This is a genomic window from Neisseria sp. P0009.S007 (assembly GCF_051962515.1).
In genome coordinates, this window is sequence record NZ_JBQCVF010000021.1 from 1 (window position 1) to 15,691 (window position 15,691).

Consider the following 15,691-nt stretch of genomic DNA (forward strand, 5'->3'; position numbering starts at 1 on the left):
CGCCAGTCGTCGTAAAAACCGAGTGCGCCGGTAGCAAGCAAGACGCCTAAGAGAATCCAGATATAAGGATTTGCCCAGTTGCCCCACAAAATTGTGGACACGGTAATAGCGGTCAAAATCAGCGAGCCGCCCATGGTTGGCGTACCGTTTTTGATCAGGTGGGTTTGAGGGCCGTCAGTACGGACGGCTTGGCCGACTTTAAGCGCAGTCAGCTTGCGGATGGTCCACGGACCAAGCAATAGAGAAAACGCCAAAGCAGTCAGCGCAGCCATCACGGCACGGAATGTGGTGTATTGAAAAATATTCAGGCCGGTTAACCAGTTACTGAAATGTGCGAGCCATAAAAACATGGGGCTTCCTTTTTTGTTTTTGTTGTTACAGTGGGCTTATTGCCCAATTAAAAATAAATCGGTATGCCGTCTGAAATTTCAGACGGCCTTATTGAGTAAGATTATTTCTCTACCACGCAAATCGGATAGTTTCCGGGATTCTTTCCGCCGCCTAAATCCAAGCAGGTATCTTCATAGATAAATGCCTGTACTTTCATTCCGGCATAAAACGCGGCAATCAGCAAACCAGTCAATAGTAAAATCTTTTTCATATTTCAGACGGCCTTCTTAAGTTTTATTTTCTTGGGTCTGAAAATAATCCTTGGGATGTAAGCAAAACAAGCTGTAACAAATTGCAGCGCGAATAATGACATCCAACAATGGAAACCCGATTCTAGGGGAAACCAAATAACCGACCATATTGTAGACGATATACAGTATACAGCCATAACCTACGCGCCCAATCCTTACCTCTCCATAATCCAACAGCACTAACCAGCATCAATATCACTTGCACAAGCAAATGAAAATTTCCTAACCAAAATTCAAACCAACCCCAACGTCCTCTTGTGCTTTCGTATGCTTCGCTTATTGTCTCAAATCCTACATCTTTGATGTACTGCCACACTGCAACCGGCCATAAAACTGCTGCCACTACCATCATCCCAACGATAACCTGCAACAGTATAGGCCGTTTCCTTTTCTGTTCCATTTTCAGACAACCTCTTTATCCGTCAGTGCCTCGACCACTTCTTCCATCTTCATAAAGCGTGATCCCTTGACCAATACAGTAGCGCGTTCAGGCAAATCGTGGCTCAACACTTGAATCAGCGGATCTTTGTCAGCAAACCACAAACCTTCCGCGCCAAACGTTTCCGCTGCTTCAACGCTGTTGTCGCCGACAAAATATGCGGCCTCGATGCCTTTATCCCGTGCATACGCGCCAACTTCGGCGTGCATGGCGGCGGCTTCGTCCTCACCCAATTCGCCCATGTCGCCCATCACAAAAATACGCGGCGCAGGCATAGCAGCGAGCACATCAATGGCGGCTTTCATACTGTCGGGGTTGGCATTATAAGTATCGTCAATCAAAGTCGCGCCTTTAATGCCTTGCTTGATATTCAGACGACCTTTGATATTACTGAAATTTTTCAGGCCGTCTGAAACTTCGGCAAGGCTCAAACCTGCCGCCAAAGCCAGAGCAGCCGCCGCTACGGCATTATGCACATTGTGACGGCCGGGGACTGGCAACACCACGGCAACACGTTCATTGCCACGCACCAAATCAAATTCGCAGGACAACGGTTTCAACTCAATATTTTCTGCATGGACATCGCCACTGGCAACGCCGAAAGTCTGAGCATTCAATTGCGCAGTAGCAGCTTCAAATGTAGCGATATTGGCATCTTCGCACGGAATCAGCGCAATGCCGTCTGAAAGCAAACCTTCGTAGATTTCACTTTTTGCTTTAGCAATATCGCCGACGCCATCAAAACCGCAACCGACATGCGCGCGCAAAGCGTTATTAACCAGAGCAACATTCGGACCGGCAATTTGGGTCAGCAAAGACAATTCGCCAAAATGGTTCATACCCATTTCAATGACGGAGTAGCGGTGTTTTTCGTTCAGTTTCAACAAAGTCAGCGGCAGGCCGATATGATTGTTAAAATTGCCGGCAGTCGCCAACACAGCTTCATTACCGAATCGATGACGCAATACGCCGGCCAACATCTCTTTAACCGTCGTTTTACCGGAAGAGCCGGTAATGCCAAAGACAAACGGATTCACATTTTCACGCCACGCCTTCGCCAGTTTTTGCAAAGCCGCAAGCGTATCGTCAACCTTCAATGCGCCTTTCAAAGCCGCACAATCTTCGCGCGAAACCACAACTGCCGTTGCCCCTGCTGCCAAAACATCTTCAACAAAGTCATGCGCGTCAAAGCGCTCTCCGGCAAGCGCGAAAAATACGTCGCCTTCCTGAATATCGCGGCTGTCTGTAACAATACGCGAAACGGGTTGATTTTCAGATGGCATCGGAAGGCCGAGCGTTTGACAGATGAAATTTAGGTCTAGTGGTTTCATGATTGTGTTTCTTGTCCTTGTTCTACTTGTTCTAACGATTCCACATTTTTATCCGTATTTTGGGAAACCATTTTTAAATGACGATAATTACGTCCTGCCAGCACAATAAAAAGAATAGCGGCAAAATTTACACCGACAGAAAGCTTATTTACCGTAAGGCTGAACCATAGTTTCAATACACTATCTATATAAAATACAAAAGAAAATACATCGCTTGCAAAAGCAATTTGCAATAAGCATGGCATGTACACATATGTCATTCTCTTAAAACCGACTTCACGGAATTTAAACGCATTCCATGCTGCAGACAACGCCAACATACCCAAAATGAAAAGTAAAATCCCAAAAAACACAGCCCATGCTATGCTGTTAATCAGTCCTTGCACACTCTGAATTGATGCCAGAATCAACCAAACCACGCCCTGCACAAAAGTCAGCCATGCCATAAATTTGCCGCTTTTGGGCAATTTTTTATATTCAGGAAATGTATTGGAAAACCAACTTTTCATACTACAAATCACTTTCTCTTATCAACTGCCGATTTTCCCGTACTGCTGGTAATCGGAAAAACACAATACAATGGTTTTACCGTTTTGGCGGTAGGGGTGGCAAAGGCTGTAATTGCCATCTTTTGCCTCATAACGTATTTCATTTGTTTGTCCGGCAAATACCCTCTGCAAGTATTCACGCTCGCTCAGATTTGGGGCATAAAGATATTGCGTTTTGCTGATTGTTTCTTTATTGCCATTCCGAGTAACGACAAAACCATTATCATCGCCTACTCCCTGAGCATTGGGTGTCTGCTCATCAATCCCACTTAACTGGGAATCAGCTGAGAAAACCAAATAAACCTGTTTATTACCGATCGTATCCGGCACAATCACTGTAGCTGCTTTAAAGGCAGAATCTTCCTTCGACATCAGCTCAAGGATTAACGCTGCTTTTTTAATATACGCAAAATCAAAACGATAATCTGCCAACGCATTGATTTGCGATGGATTATCCTTGACGATACGCTCTAGAGATTGAGTCAAAATCTGACGTTTTTTCTGAACAGTCAGATAATTTCCACCAAATAACAGGGCTGCTAAAACGGGAAATACTGCCAACAACAAATATAAGGTTTTCCGGCCACCTTTGCTTTCTTCCTCTTGTCCTCGCTCGGCGATACGGGTCAAATTCAGCATGATGCTCAGTATCAAGGCACCCGCCATCACGGCAAAAATCCCAAAAATACTCATCAGGAAAATTTCCGTAATGTATTCACGGAATACCTTAAGCCCGAAAACATTGGATAGAATCAGAACAAATACCCAGTACACCAGCAGCACAACTGCCACCATACCGACGATATTCGTTGCCTTAACCAATTTCTTTGCGTTCATACTCTCAAATCTTGTTCAGACGGCCTATCTGTTCTGATTAATCAGCGGATACGGATTCACCGCGCCGTTCGGCAGATATACACCGTAATGCAGGTGGGCCGGTGTGGTTCTGGCATTGCCGGTTTTACCGACATAGCCGATGACCTGTCCTTCTTTTACTCGTTCATACAGGCGGATACGGGCAAATTTATTGAGGTGGGCATAGTAATGCCACGCACCCGGCCCTTGAATACCGATAACTTTACCGCCCAATCGGTTGCGCCCGATTTTGGTGACGATACCGGGCGTGGTACTGCGTATCGGCGTGTTTTTCTTAGCAAAAATATCCACACCTTCATGCCTTCGCCCCTGACTGCGCGCTGCGCCCCAAGTGTCGTCAAAACGCTTGCCTTTAACGGGATTCGGCAGGCTTTGCTCGACCGGAGGCTGTTGCGCCCTCAACTGCTCGATTTCGGCAGTAGGACGCGGAAGTTGTTTGGTTGTACAGCCTGCAAATAAAACTACGGCTGCACTGATTAATAAGGTTTTTGTCGGCATTTTCAGCATCAAATCGGTCTCCTTGTTGTTCAGACGGCCTTATTAAAAAGTCTTCCGAAACAAACAACTGTGATGGGTTTAATGGCTAACGTGCCGTAATGCGTGTGTCGTATTGCTTTTATTGTATATGTTTAAATCTTTTTCAGACGGCCTTAAGGTTTCGGGCCGTCTGAACATTTGCGATATGGCTTAACCGCGCTCTGCCAATGCTTTTTCTGCGATTTCAAAATCGGAGAAATGATGCTTCACGCCTTGTACATCCTGATAGTTTTCATGCCCTTTACCGGCAATCAGAATGATGTCGTTTGCGGCAGCCTGCTCAACCGCATAACGGATGGCAACGGCACGATCAACTTCGACGCGTTCAGGATGAGGCACGGCAGGCAAAATATCGTTGATGATGTCTTGAGGATTTTCCAAGCGTGGGTTGTCGCTGGTTACGACAACTTTATCGGCACCCTGCACGGCTGCCGCACCCATCAATGGGCGTTTGCCACGATCACGGTTACCTCCGCAGCCAAATACGCACCACAAAGCCGCGCCCTGTGGTTTGATTTCCTGCAAAGTGGAGAGTGCTTTTTCCAGTGCATCAGGCGTGTGGGCATAATCGACAACGACCAAAGGTTTGCCGCTGTTCATAATGCAATCCATACGGCCTGAAGCGGGACGGATTTTTGCCAGTACTTCCAAAACGTTATTGAGTGGATAACCGTTGGCACACAGCAAGGCAACGCAGGCGGCGAGGTTTTGCGCGTTGAATCGTCCGAGCAGACGGGTACGGCATTTTCCTTCGCCCCACGGGGTTTGGAATACGGCTTCCATGCCGTCTGAAGAAGCGGTGAAATCGGTAATACAAATATCGGCTTGCTCGCTGAAGCCGTAGCCGTAAACGGCTAAATCGGGACAGTCTTTTTTCAGACGGCCTACCAGTTCTGCACCGTATTCATCATCGACATTGATGATGGCGTGTTGCAGACCATGCCAGTAGAACAGGCGCGATTTGATAGCACCATAGGCTTCCATGGTGCCGTGATAGTCGAGGTGGTCGCGGGTGAGATTGGTGAAGATTGCGCTGCGAAATGGCACGCCGTTAACACGCGATTGGTCAAGGCCGTGACTGGAGACTTCCATCGCGGCGGCTGTTGCGCCTTGCTGGCGGAAGCGGTAGAGCAGGGTTTGGACATCGACGGGGGCGGGGGTGGTGTGCGTGGTTTCTTCCAATGCGCCCCAAAAGCCGTTGCCGACTGTGCCGATAATGGTGGTTTTTTCGCCCAGAAAATCAGCAGCTTGCGCCAGCCATTGTGTGATAGAGGTTTTGCCGTTGGTGCCGGTTACACCCCAAACTTTAAGGCCGTCTGAAACATTGCCGTAAACCTGTGCCGCCAACATACCGGCGCGATGTTTCAGATCTTTAATGCCTTGATTGGGAACATTCCATTCGGGATTCCATGTGAATTTGCCGTCATCATCCCAAAAAACAAAGGTTGCACCGTTGGCAATGGCGGCAGGGATATAGCTGCGGCCGTCTGTATATTCGCCCTGACAGGCAACGAAAATGTCACCCTGTTTAATTTGTCGGCTGTCTGAATGCAACAAACGCCCTGCTGCGTTTTCACACAGCAGAGGCGGAAAGTTGGTTTCAGCCAAGGGGGTTAACTTGCTGAACATAAACAATATCTCTTTGATTGTTTGGATTATGACGGTACTTTGACAGTAGCGGTATTACTTAAAGGCTTAGTCGGGGAAACGCCCAAGATGTTCAAGCTTCCGCTCATGACTTCTTTGAATACGGGACCGGCAACCACGCCGCCGTAATAGCCGTTGGCAGTCGGTTCGTCAATGGTAACGGCCACAATCACGCGTGGATTTTTAGCCGGAGCAAAACCGATAAATGTACCGACGTGCTTGTTGTCTACATAGCGGCCATTGACCAGTTTACGCGCCGTACCGGTTTTCGCACCTACGTCAAAACCATCCACAGCACCGGCAGTACCGGTACCGCCGGCTTCAGTAACGGAAACCATCAACTCGCGCACTTTTTTCGCAGTAGAGGCTTTGATGACGCGCTTGCCTTTAGGTGCAACCGCTTGTTTTTCAAAGCTGACCGGCAACAATTCACCATCATGGGTTAAGACAGTATAGGCACGCGCCAATTGCAATAAGCTTAATTGCAGGCCATAACCGAAAGACATGGTTGCCTGTTCGATTTTTTGCCATCTGCGCCAGCTTCTCAACAAACCTGCAGTCTCACCAGGAAATCCTGAATGCATACGCACACCCACACCTAAATCGTGATAGAAATCGTACATTTCTTTAGGCGTAAACATGGCAGAAAGTTTACTGGTACCGACGTTGGAAGATTTTTGCATAATGCCGCGCACATCCAAAGTAGGATAAACGTGGGTATCTTGTACGGTAGCAGGACCGATTTTGTAAGGCAGGGTGTTGAACGTATCGGTTGCATCCACTTTGTCTGAATCCAATGCTTTGGCAATGGTAAACGGCTTCATGGCAGAACCAGGTTCGATCATATCGGTTACGGCGCGGTTACGGCGCTGTTCGCTATTGGCTTGACCCGGTTGATTCGGATCGTAAGCAGGGCTGTTGACCAAAGCCAAAATTTCGCCGGTTTGCGCATCCAATACCACAACCGTACCCGCTTTGGCTTTGTGATAAGCCACAGCCTTGTTCAACTCGTCATAAGCCAGCGTTTGAATACGCTGATCCAAAGACAAAATCATGTCTTGGCCATTTTTAGGCACGCTGTTGCGTGGAGAGTCGAGGCTGTCAACGATATTACCTTTGTTGTCACGCAATACGACTTTCGCACCATCTTCACCGCGCAGACTGTCTTCACGGGAAAGCTCCAAGCCCTCTTGACCTTTGCCGTCGATATTGGTAAAACCGATAACATGCGCAAACAGATTGCCCATCGGGTAATGGCGTTTCAATTCTTTTTGGAATGCGATACCTTTAATGCCCAATGCTTTGATTTCTTCTGCTTTCTCGTAGCTGAGTTGACGTTTCAGATAGATAAAGCCTTTGTCTTTTTTAGACAATTTATTTTTCAAAACTTCAACAGGCACATCGGCAATGGCCGACAGTTTTTCTAACTGCTCGTCAGTCGGCATTTCCTCCATGCCGGAAGGCATGGCATACAATGATTCGGTAGGCGCACTCAACGCCAATGTAGCACCATTGCGGTCGGTAATCATACCGCGTGATGCAGGCAGCGGAAGTGTGCGCACAAAACGTTGGTCGCCCTGATTTTTCAAAAACTCATGCTGACTGGTTTGCAGATAAACCCCGCGCACCAACAGACCGGTAAATGCCAGCGCAACGGCACCCAGCACCAAACCAATACGTCCGTTACTTGTCAGCGGTTTTTTTGTTTTTGTGGTTCCAGACAGCATTTGAGGTTTATATTCGTTCTTAATTAACATGTTGGACTTCTCATGACTTAGCTGCTCAGTGAGCTATTAATTCCCGTAAACACCTTGAAAACAAGGCTATATTCTTATTTTTTGCGTTCCAGCATAGCCGTATTATGCGCACCCGGCGGAAGCAGATGTTGCTTTTCGGCCGCCACTTTAATCAGTTTGTGGTTTGCCAATCTTGCTTGCTCCAGTTTCAAGCGCGCGTAATCCTGTTCCAACTGAATTTCCCGCTTTTGCGCCTTATCCAACTCGATAAAGTGCAAGCGCGACTGGTTTTGCTTAAACACTACGGCAAAGGCAGAAACCGTCACCAAAACCAGTAATAAAATATTCAACTTACCCATTTCAAACTTTCAGACGGCCTGTCAACAGAAACATCCCTTGCGACAATGCCGAAACGCTTTCCCTAGTCAACAACCGAAAATTCGCCGCTGCTGCGCTCCGCCACACGCAAAACTGCACTGCGCGCACGCGGATTGGTTTCAGTCTCTGTCGAACCCGGTTTGATTGCTTTGCCCACAGCCTTCAAAGGCGGTTGAGGCAAATCCGCTTCCTTGACCACCGCCCAACGGGGCAAAGGCGCATGTTGCGAATATTTTTTAATAAACTGCTTCACAATTCTGTCTTCCAGCGAATGGAACGCAATGACGGCCAAGCGTCCACCCTCTTTCAGACGGCCTGCAACCTGCGGCAAAACTGCCTCTACCTCTTCGAGCTCGCGGTTAATAAAGATGCGAACTGCTTGGAAGGTGCGCGTAGCAGGGTCTTGTCCGCGCTCACGAGTACGGACGTTTTGCGCCACAAGCTGCGCCAGCTTGCGGGTTGTATCGATGGGACTCTCCTCGCGTTGCGCAACAATGGCGCGCGCAATCTGGCGACTAAACCGCTCTTCACCATAATTCTTAATTACCTCGTGTAAATCCTGTTCGGATGCGGTTGCAATCCATTCTGCCGCAGACATCCCGCGAGTCGGATCCATCCGCATATCCAACGGCGCATCAAAGCGGAAACTGAATCCGCGGCTGCCATCGTCAATTTGCGGCGACGAAATCCCCAAATCAAAAAGCGCACCGTCAATCTTATCGATGCCCAATTCATCCAAGGCCGTCTGAAATGTTTCAAAACCATTGTGTACGACACTGACACGTTTATCTTGCACCGCCAGCTCATTGGCTACCGCAATCGCCTCAGGGTCTTTGTCAAAAACAACCAAACGACCCTGCTTGCCCAAACGCGACAAAATCAGCCGGGAATGCCCTCCCCTGCCGAACGTACCGTCCACATAAATCCCATCTTCACGGATTGCCAACGCATCCACCGCCTCATGCAACAAGACAGTAACATGCTGATAATTTTCAACTTTACTCACAATTGCAAATCCGTTTGACTCAATTGGAAAGCCAATTCATCAGGATCGATATCCAAAGCCTGATTCATTTCCTCTTCCCAATGTTCGCGGCCCCACAACTCCATACGGTTTGCACGGCCAACCAAAGTAACTTCTTTTTCAAAATCTACGCGTTTGCGCAGATTGGCCGGAATCAAAACGCGTCCGGCGCTATCCCACTCCAAAATCTCCGCATTGTGCAGCAGCAAATTCTGATACCGTTGCAAAGCTTCATTGCCGGCCACTTTCAACTTCAAAATCTGCTCGGCTTTTTCTTCCCAAACGGGCTCGGGGTACATCAATAATTTTTTTCGGGAATCCAGTGTGACCACAATTGCAGGCGTATAACGGCGCAGCAAAATATCGCGGAATTTGGCAGGAATAGCCAACCGCCCTTTACTGTCCATACTCAATTCATGAGCACCGCCAAACACATTACACCCCAAATTCGATTAAAATAAAACTAGAGTGGGATTAAAAATCCCACCTTCCTAAAATATTTCGTCTTCACTTCTACGGAACACTTTTTAGGAAAAAGTAACCACTTTCACCCACTATGCCCCACCAACCGACACTATAAGAAATTTTGGCAATCAGGTCAAATCAACCCTTTATCTGAAATGAAACACTAAACACTTAAAATTCAATAGCTTATATATACAAAAATGCATGACAAATTAATATGCTAGCCATTTTATATGGCATAAAACACCATATCTAGTATTGTTTATGTTTTTAAAATACTACATATAGTATTTTTACACCAGATTACCACCCCTCTCACAAGGGGCTATAATATACAAACAAATTCAAATTTTTTACATTATCTAACAGTCATGAAGCCACAACTCCCCCTTCCTTCCACTGATGCACAAGCCTCTTCAGCACACCTGACGAAGCTCATAAAAAACGAAATTGAACAATATCAAAACTGGATACCCTTCTCCCGTTTTATGGAGCTTACCCTTTACACACCTCAATACGGTTATTACAGCGGAGGCAGCCATAAAATCGGTACGGATGGCGACTTCATCACTGCCCCTACCCTTTCTCCCTTATTCGGACAAACCCTTGCCAAACAACTTGACGAATTACTGCCGCAAACAGCAGGCAATATCTATGAATTTGGTGCAGGTACAGGTCATCTCGCTACCACACTCTTGCAAAACTTTTCAGACGGCCTGAATCATTACTATATTATCGAGCTATCGGCAGAGCTTGCAGAGAGACAACGCCAATATATTCTTGAACATACTTCCCCTGAAGCAGCCGCCAAAGTCATCCACCTTACCGCATTACCTGAACACTTTGATGGCATTATCATCGGCAACGAAGTATTGGATGCCATGCCGGTTGAACGCTTAATTTATCAAGATGCAGGGTTTCAACAAATTGGCGTCAGTTTAGAGAATGACGAGCTAATCGAAGCCATCAGACCATTGGCCCAAGCCGAACTGATACAAACAGCCTCCTTGTACTTCCCTCCCCTCCCTTCATACACAAGCGAGCTGCATCCGACACAATATGCCTTTATCCAAACCCTGGCCGCCAAATTGCAGCGCGGCGGCATGATATTTATCGATTACGGCTTCGATGCCGCTCAGTATTACCACCCGCAACGTAAAGAAGGCACATTTATCGGCCACTATCGCCATCACACTATCCACGACCCATTTTTCAATATCGGCCTGACCGATTTGACTGCACACGTCAATTTCACCGATATTGCACGCGCTGGCACGGAAGCAGGTTTGGACTTAATCGGCTACCTGCCCCAATCCTATTTCCTGCTCAATCTCGGCATCACCGATTTGCTGGCACAAATCGGCAGCCCAGATTCAGTTGAATACATCCAAGCAGCCGCCGCAGTACAGAAACTGATACATCAGCACGAAATGGGCGAACTTTTTAAAGTGATCGCTTTTGGCAAAAACATCGATATCGACTGGGTAGGCTTCGGCCACGGCGATATTTGCCATAAACTATAGTCTGACAACCTACTTTTTATTTTTTAAAAACAATAAGAAATAAAAAAAACCAAAATTAGCGCTTGCCAAATATTCAAAAAAAACTATAATAGCGACTTCACGAAACGGCGAATTAGCTCAGTCGGTTAGAGCAGAGGAATCATAATCCTTGTGTCCGGGGTTCGAATCCCTGATTCGCCACCAAATTTCGGGGGTATAGCTCAGTTGGTAGAGCGCTTGCATGGCATGCAAGAGGTCAGCGGTTCGATCCCGCTTACCTCCACCACTAAACAAAAAAGCTCTTGTTAAACGCAAGAGCTTTTTTGTTTGGCTTAATTAATAACTGATTGCTCATTAATTTTGCCATTTCAATACCCAATCAATAAAGGCCGTCTGAAACATTTCAGACGGCCTTTTATCTTTTAATTACTTCACAAGCTTCAATACTTTTTTCGGTTTTTCTTCCGTAGATTCAGCTTTTTTATCTTCGGCCACTGCAGCTTCGATAGAAGCAGGCTGATATGGTTCTACTTCAAACCCCATACCCTCTCCACTTTCGCGGCCAAATATACTGACAATATGACCGACCGGAATCCAAATCTCGTGCGCTACGCCGGAAAAGCGTGCAGAAAAATTGACCCACTCGTTGTCGATATTCAAGTTATGGCTGGCAGTAGGGCCAATATTTAAAACAATCTCATTGTCGCGTACATACTGCATCGGCACACGGGTATGTTCATTTACCCAAGCCACAATGTGCGGTGTTTGGTTATTATCCAAACACCATTCATACAAAGCACGCAATAAATACGGTTTGGTTGAAGTTGCCATAGATCCGTCCTTTAACGACGCATGGCTTTTTCAGCCGGCGTTAATGCTTCAATAAAGGCTTCGCGTTGGAAAATACGCTCGGCGTACTTCAGCAAAGGCGCAGCAGATTTACCCAGTTTGATATCGTAATAGTCCAAACGCCATAACAATGGAGACAAGGCAACATCAATCATAGAGAAGTCGTCGCCCAAGATGTATTTGTTTTTAGTAAAAGACGGTGCCAACAGTGTCAAACCATTGCCAATGGCTTCACGCGCTTTAGCTTGTTCTTTATTGGTAGATTCAGGGTTTTCCAACACTTGCACCAAGCTGAACAATTCTTTTTCCATACGGTACAGCACCAAACGGCCGCGACCGCGCATAACAGGATCACCCGGCATCAATTGAGGATGAGGGAAACGCTCGTCAATGTATTCGTTGATAATGTTTGATTCGTGCAAAATCAGATCACGCTCAACCAAGACCGGTACTTGGTTATACGGATTCATCAAAGCCAAGTCTTCAGGTTTATTGAACACGTCCACATCTTTGATTTCAAAATCCATACCTTTTTCATACAACACAAAACGGCAACGTTGGCTGAATGGACAAGTAATACCCGAATACAAAGTCATCATAATCTTCTACTCCTGATCAATCTTTTCAGACGGCCTTAAGCCTTATAAAAATTCAGACAGAATTATATATAATTTCAAACACTTAATCCAGAAATTTCATATATCACATTGTTTATATTAAGTAATTTTAAAATTTACATTATTTCCGCATAAACCAATTTCACAAACAAAAAAGGCAAACCTGAAACAGGTTTGCCTTTTTGATTCAAAAGAATTAATGAACGTCTTTCCAGAATTCTTTTTTCAGGAAGTACGCCAATGGCAACATTACGGCGAACAGGAATGTCAAAACCATGTAACCGATACGGTGGCGTTGCAATTGAGCAGGCTCACCCATGTATACCAGGTAGTTTACCAAATCGCGCACATAAGCATCGTACTCTTTTTGGATTACTTTACCGTTAGGCAGACGACGGCTGTGCAGACCGGTAGATTCCCAATACAGTTTAGGAGTCAGGTTGCCATGCTCGTCTTTAATCATAACGGGCTGACCTTTGGCATCCAACTCAACGGCTTGAACACCTTGTTGCTCCCACAATGGGTGAGGCATACTTGCGCCGGCCAAAACTGTATTGTTCCAACCGTTCGGACGAGTTGGGTCTTTATAGAAACCGCGCATATAAGCGTACAGGTAGTCTGCACCTTTAGAACGAGCAATCAGGGTCAAATCCGGCGGAGGCGCACCCAACCATTTGGAGGCATCTTTCGGATCCATTGCCGCTACCATTACGTCACCAACGTTGTCTGTTGTGAACATCAGGTTTTTCTTGATTTCATCTTCAGTCAAACCAATATCTTTCAGACGGTTGAAGCGCATACCGCTTGCAGAGTGGCAAGACAAACAGTAGTTTGTAAAGATTTGCGCACCGTGCTGCAGACTAACTTGGTCACGCAGGTCGATATCGACTTTTTCGTAGTGTCCGCCGCCGCTAGCGACGGCTGCACTCATAGGCACTGCCAGCAATAAGGCAGCAAACCAGTTTTTCAGAGTTTGTTTCATTTTCGCTGCCCTCATCAGATATTGGTTGCAAACAAGTAAGCACCAACAACGGTAATACCGACGTAAACAAAGAACATAATTTTTTGTTTAGTAGTGCTCATGGTTACGCGTTCAGGAACTGGTTTGTTGGTATCCAGTTTGGTATAGAACGGCATACCCAAGAAGAATGCAAAGTAGACGAAAGACAGGATACGTGCAACCAAAGTACGAGTATCAGTTGCTACCATTGCACCCAAAATACCCAAACCGATGAAGGCAATGATGAACAGAACCAACGCAGTTTTGAAGATTGGGCCGCGATAGCGGACAGATTTAACCTCGCCTTTATCCAACCAAGGCAACAAGGCGATCAGGACAACTGCTGCACCCATACCGATTACACCCCATACCTGAGTACCGGCAAAGGAAGGAATCGCACGCAAAATTGCGTAGAACGGAGTGAAGTACCATACCGGCGCAATGTGAGGAGGTGTTTTCAGCGCATTTGCTGCATCGAAGTTTGGCGCTTCCAAGAAGTAGCCGCCGCCTTCAGGTGCAAAGAACAACACAGAACAGAAGACAATCAGGAATACAACAACACCCAAGATGTCTTTAACAGTGTAGTAAGGATGGAATGGGATACCATCGCGTGGAATACCGTTTTCGTCTTTGTTTTTCTTGATTTCAACGCCATCAGGGTTGTTAGAACCCACTTCGTGCAGGGCGATGATGTGAGCCACAACCAAGCCGAGCAATACTAGAGGTACTGCGATAACGTGCAGGGCGAAGAAGCGGTTCAAAGTAACGTCGGAAACGTTGAAGTCACCGCGGATCCAAGTGGACAAATCAGGACCGATAACAGGGATGGCGGAGAACAGGTTAATAATTACCTGCGCACCCCAGAAGGACATTTGACCCCAAGGCAACAGGTAACCCATAAAGGCTTCTGCCATCAATGCCAAGAAAATCAGGGAACCGAAAATCCACACCAATTCACGAGGTTTTTTGTATGAACCGTAAATCAGACCACGGAACATGTGCAGATAAACGACGATGAAGAAGAAAGATGCGCCGGTGGAGTGCATGTAGCGGATAATCCAGCCGCCGGACACGTCGCGCATGATGTACTCTACTGCGGTAAAGGCAGCAGGCAGATGGTAGGCGTTAAGGTTGCCGTCCGGTTTGTAGTTCATGGTCAGGAAAATACCGCTGACGATTTGAATTACAAGGACAAGCAGGGCCAAAGAGCCGAAGTAATACCAGAAGTTGAAGTTCTTCGGCGCATAGTATTGAGCCAAATGCTCATTCCACATTTTAGACAGAGGGAAGCGAGCGTCCATCCAGCCTAACAATGCTTTTGCTTTGCTATTGGTTTGGTTTGCCATAATTATCGTTCCTTATTTTTAGTCTTCGCCCACCAAAACAGTTGTATCGCTCAGATATTTGTAAGGCGGTACAACCAAGTTGGTCGGTGCAGGAACACCTTTGTATACTCGGCCTGCCATGTCGAATTTCGAACCGTGGCACGGGCAGAAGAAGCCGCCTTTCCAGTCTGCGCCCAAATCCGCAGGGGCAACGTCGGGACGGTAAGTCGGAGAGCAACCCAGGTGGGTACAGATACCGATAGCGACGAGGAGGTTCGGCTTGATCGAACGGTGCTCGTTTTTAGCATATTCCGGTTGCTGATCCACTTCGGAATTAGGATCCGTAACTGAGCCATCCAAACTTTTCAAGTCTTTGAGCTGTTGATCTGTGCGATTGACCAGCCAAATCGGTTTACCCTGCCATTCGGCAGTCAGCATTTGGCCTGCTTCGATTTTGCTGACATCTACTTCGACAGCAGCACCGGCAGCCTTAGCTTTCTCCGATGGGAAGAAGCTGGCCACGAAAGGCGTAGCTACGCCCAGAGCCGCCACACCGCCTGCACCGCAAGTAGCCAGTGTCAGAAAACGGCGGCGGCCGTTGTTGATTTCTTGATTATCCATTATTCAGTCGTCCTAAAATTTTGGGAATACCGAGCCATTAAACAGCGTAATTCTACCTAGTTTGTTGTAATACTCAAAGCATTATTTAAAATAAGGTAAAGTTTTTATGATATTGCTCAATACTCAGGCAGGGTTGTTTTCATCAAAGTGAACCA

16 protein-coding genes, 2 tRNA genes and 1 pseudogene are annotated in these 15,691 nt (G+C 46.7%); 3 read left to right on the plus strand and 16 right to left on the minus strand.

Translation table 11 applies throughout. The features are described 5' to 3' along the window. From ACTHS3_RS03770 to mraZ, 11 genes and pseudogenes are all read right to left on the minus strand, one after another. Positions 1 to 350: pseudogene (locus tag ACTHS3_RS03770) on the minus strand (phospho-N-acetylmuramoyl-pentapeptide-transferase); the annotation flags it as partial. A 101-nt stretch (positions 351 to 451) separates the two neighbouring features. Continuing rightward, positions 452 to 601: a hypothetical protein gene (locus tag ACTHS3_RS03775; RefSeq protein ID WP_049335337.1), complete on the minus strand. Its 150-nt coding sequence runs from the start codon at positions 599 to 601 to the stop codon at positions 452 to 454. A gap of 442 nt (positions 602 to 1,043) precedes the next feature. Then, positions 1,044 to 2,411 carry a UDP-N-acetylmuramoyl-tripeptide--D-alanyl-D-alanine ligase gene (locus tag ACTHS3_RS03780; RefSeq protein WP_070625075.1) on the minus strand — a complete coding sequence of 456 codons (1,368 nt, stop codon included), beginning with the start codon at positions 2,409 to 2,411 and terminating at the stop codon, positions 1,044 to 1,046. Then, entirely contained in the window at positions 2,408 to 2,920 is a 513-nt protein-coding gene (locus tag ACTHS3_RS03785) for a hypothetical protein (RefSeq protein WP_070625076.1), read from the minus strand. Before ACTHS3_RS03785 ends, ACTHS3_RS03780 begins: the two co-directional genes overlap by 4 nt. Before the next feature lie 21 nt (positions 2,921 to 2,941). After that, positions 2,942 to 3,796: a peptidase gene (locus ACTHS3_RS03790; RefSeq protein WP_070625077.1), complete on the minus strand. Its 855-nt coding sequence runs from the start codon at positions 3,794 to 3,796 to the stop codon at positions 2,942 to 2,944. A gap of 24 nt (positions 3,797 to 3,820) precedes the next feature. After that, complete coding sequence (locus ACTHS3_RS03795; RefSeq protein WP_049335339.1) at positions 3,821 to 4,342, minus strand: M23 family metallopeptidase; 522 nt, start codon at positions 4,340 to 4,342, stop codon at positions 3,821 to 3,823. Positions 4,343 to 4,522: 180 nt separating this feature from the next. Continuing rightward, entirely contained in the window at positions 4,523 to 6,001 is a 1,479-nt protein-coding gene (locus ACTHS3_RS03800) for a UDP-N-acetylmuramoyl-L-alanyl-D-glutamate--2,6-diaminopimelate ligase (RefSeq protein ID WP_070625078.1), read from the minus strand. A gap of 26 nt (positions 6,002 to 6,027) precedes the next feature. Then, positions 6,028 to 7,776: a peptidoglycan D,D-transpeptidase FtsI family protein gene (locus tag ACTHS3_RS03805; RefSeq protein ID WP_070606084.1), complete on the minus strand. Its 1,749-nt coding sequence runs from the start codon at positions 7,774 to 7,776 to the stop codon at positions 6,028 to 6,030. 74 nt (positions 7,777 to 7,850) lie between these two features. Beyond that, on the minus strand, positions 7,851 to 8,114 hold the full coding sequence (ftsL, locus tag ACTHS3_RS03810; protein ID WP_003681879.1) for a cell division protein FtsL: 264 nt from the start codon (positions 8,112 to 8,114) through the stop codon (positions 7,851 to 7,853). Between the two features lie 62 nt (positions 8,115 to 8,176). Beyond that, complete coding sequence (rsmH, locus tag ACTHS3_RS03815) at positions 8,177 to 9,139, minus strand: 16S rRNA (cytosine(1402)-N(4))-methyltransferase RsmH (protein ID WP_004518896.1); 963 nt, start codon at positions 9,137 to 9,139, stop codon at positions 8,177 to 8,179. After that, complete coding sequence (mraZ, locus tag ACTHS3_RS03820) at positions 9,136 to 9,591, minus strand: division/cell wall cluster transcriptional repressor MraZ (protein WP_039861849.1); 456 nt, start codon at positions 9,589 to 9,591, stop codon at positions 9,136 to 9,138. The genes rsmH and mraZ overlap by 4 nt, the downstream gene beginning before the upstream one ends. A gap of 402 nt (positions 9,592 to 9,993) precedes the next feature. Here mraZ and ACTHS3_RS03825 point away from each other — a divergent pair, with 402 nt between their 5' ends. From ACTHS3_RS03825 to ACTHS3_RS03835, 3 genes are all read left to right on the plus strand, one after another. Beyond that, on the plus strand, positions 9,994 to 11,145 hold the full coding sequence (locus ACTHS3_RS03825) for a class I SAM-dependent methyltransferase (protein ID WP_070625079.1): 1,152 nt from the start codon (positions 9,994 to 9,996) through the stop codon (positions 11,143 to 11,145). 106 nt (positions 11,146 to 11,251) lie between these two features. Beyond that, positions 11,252 to 11,328 (plus strand) — tRNA-Met (locus tag ACTHS3_RS03830). 6 nt (positions 11,329 to 11,334) lie between these two features. Next, positions 11,335 to 11,410, plus strand: a tRNA-Ala gene (locus ACTHS3_RS03835). Positions 11,411 to 11,550: 140 nt separating this feature from the next. On the opposite strand, the gene ACTHS3_RS03840 is transcribed toward ACTHS3_RS03835, so the two are convergent. From ACTHS3_RS03840 to petA, 5 genes are all read right to left on the minus strand, one after another. Continuing rightward, positions 11,551 to 11,955, minus strand: coding sequence for a ClpXP protease specificity-enhancing factor (locus ACTHS3_RS03840; protein WP_070587997.1), 405 nt, complete (start codon positions 11,953 to 11,955; stop codon positions 11,551 to 11,553). Between the two features lie 11 nt (positions 11,956 to 11,966). Further along, positions 11,967 to 12,572 carry a glutathione S-transferase N-terminal domain-containing protein gene (locus ACTHS3_RS03845; protein ID WP_039861850.1) on the minus strand — a complete coding sequence of 202 codons (606 nt, stop codon included), beginning with the start codon at positions 12,570 to 12,572 and terminating at the stop codon, positions 11,967 to 11,969. A 214-nt stretch (positions 12,573 to 12,786) separates the two neighbouring features. Beyond that, the gene (locus tag ACTHS3_RS03850) at positions 12,787 to 13,572 is read right to left on the minus strand and encodes a cytochrome c1 (RefSeq protein WP_199900956.1); all 786 of its coding nucleotides are present in this window, start codon (positions 13,570 to 13,572) and stop codon (positions 12,787 to 12,789) included. 14 nt (positions 13,573 to 13,586) lie between these two features. After that, positions 13,587 to 14,936, minus strand: coding sequence for a cytochrome b (locus ACTHS3_RS03855; RefSeq protein WP_003681866.1), 1,350 nt, complete (start codon positions 14,934 to 14,936; stop codon positions 13,587 to 13,589). Positions 14,937 to 14,954: 18 nt separating this feature from the next. After that, positions 14,955 to 15,536: a ubiquinol-cytochrome c reductase iron-sulfur subunit gene (petA, locus tag ACTHS3_RS03860; RefSeq protein WP_003748255.1), complete on the minus strand. Its 582-nt coding sequence runs from the start codon at positions 15,534 to 15,536 to the stop codon at positions 14,955 to 14,957. Positions 15,537 to 15,691 lie beyond the last annotated feature (155 nt).

Excerpts from the sequence above, each read along its gene's own strand:
- ACTHS3_RS03805 (WP_070606084.1), bottom strand. The coding sequence starts at position 7,776 with ATGTTAATTAAGAACGAATATAAACCTCAAATGCTGTCTGGAACCACA.
- ACTHS3_RS03780 (WP_070625075.1), bottom strand. The coding sequence starts at position 2,411 with ATGAAACCACTAGACCTAAATTTCATCTGTCAAACGCTCGGCCTTCCG.
- ACTHS3_RS03800 (WP_070625078.1), bottom strand. The coding sequence starts at position 6,001 with ATGTTCAGCAAGTTAACCCCCTTGGCTGAAACCAACTTTCCGCCTCTG.
- ACTHS3_RS03855 (WP_003681866.1), bottom strand. The coding sequence starts at position 14,936 with ATGGCAAACCAAACCAATAGCAAAGCAAAAGCATTGTTAGGCTGGATG.
- ACTHS3_RS03785 (WP_070625076.1), bottom strand. The coding sequence starts at position 2,920 with ATGAAAAGTTGGTTTTCCAATACATTTCCTGAATATAAAAAATTGCCC.
- ACTHS3_RS03825 (WP_070625079.1), top strand. The coding sequence starts at position 9,994 with ATGAAGCCACAACTCCCCCTTCCTTCCACTGATGCACAAGCCTCTTCA.
- petA (WP_003748255.1), bottom strand. The coding sequence starts at position 15,536 with ATGGATAATCAAGAAATCAACAACGGCCGCCGCCGTTTTCTGACACTG.
- ACTHS3_RS03845 (WP_039861850.1), bottom strand. The coding sequence starts at position 12,572 with ATGATGACTTTGTATTCGGGTATTACTTGTCCATTCAGCCAACGTTGC.
- ACTHS3_RS03790 (WP_070625077.1), bottom strand. The coding sequence starts at position 3,796 with ATGAACGCAAAGAAATTGGTTAAGGCAACGAATATCGTCGGTATGGTG.
- ACTHS3_RS03840 (WP_070587997.1), bottom strand. The coding sequence starts at position 11,955 with ATGGCAACTTCAACCAAACCGTATTTATTGCGTGCTTTGTATGAATGG.
- ftsL (WP_003681879.1), bottom strand. The coding sequence starts at position 8,114 with ATGGGTAAGTTGAATATTTTATTACTGGTTTTGGTGACGGTTTCTGCC.
- ACTHS3_RS03795 (WP_049335339.1), bottom strand. The coding sequence starts at position 4,342 with ATGCTGAAAATGCCGACAAAAACCTTATTAATCAGTGCAGCCGTAGTT.
- ACTHS3_RS03775 (WP_049335337.1), bottom strand. The coding sequence starts at position 601 with ATGAAAAAGATTTTACTATTGACTGGTTTGCTGATTGCCGCGTTTTAT.
- ACTHS3_RS03850 (WP_199900956.1), bottom strand. The coding sequence starts at position 13,572 with ATGAAACAAACTCTGAAAAACTGGTTTGCTGCCTTATTGCTGGCAGTG.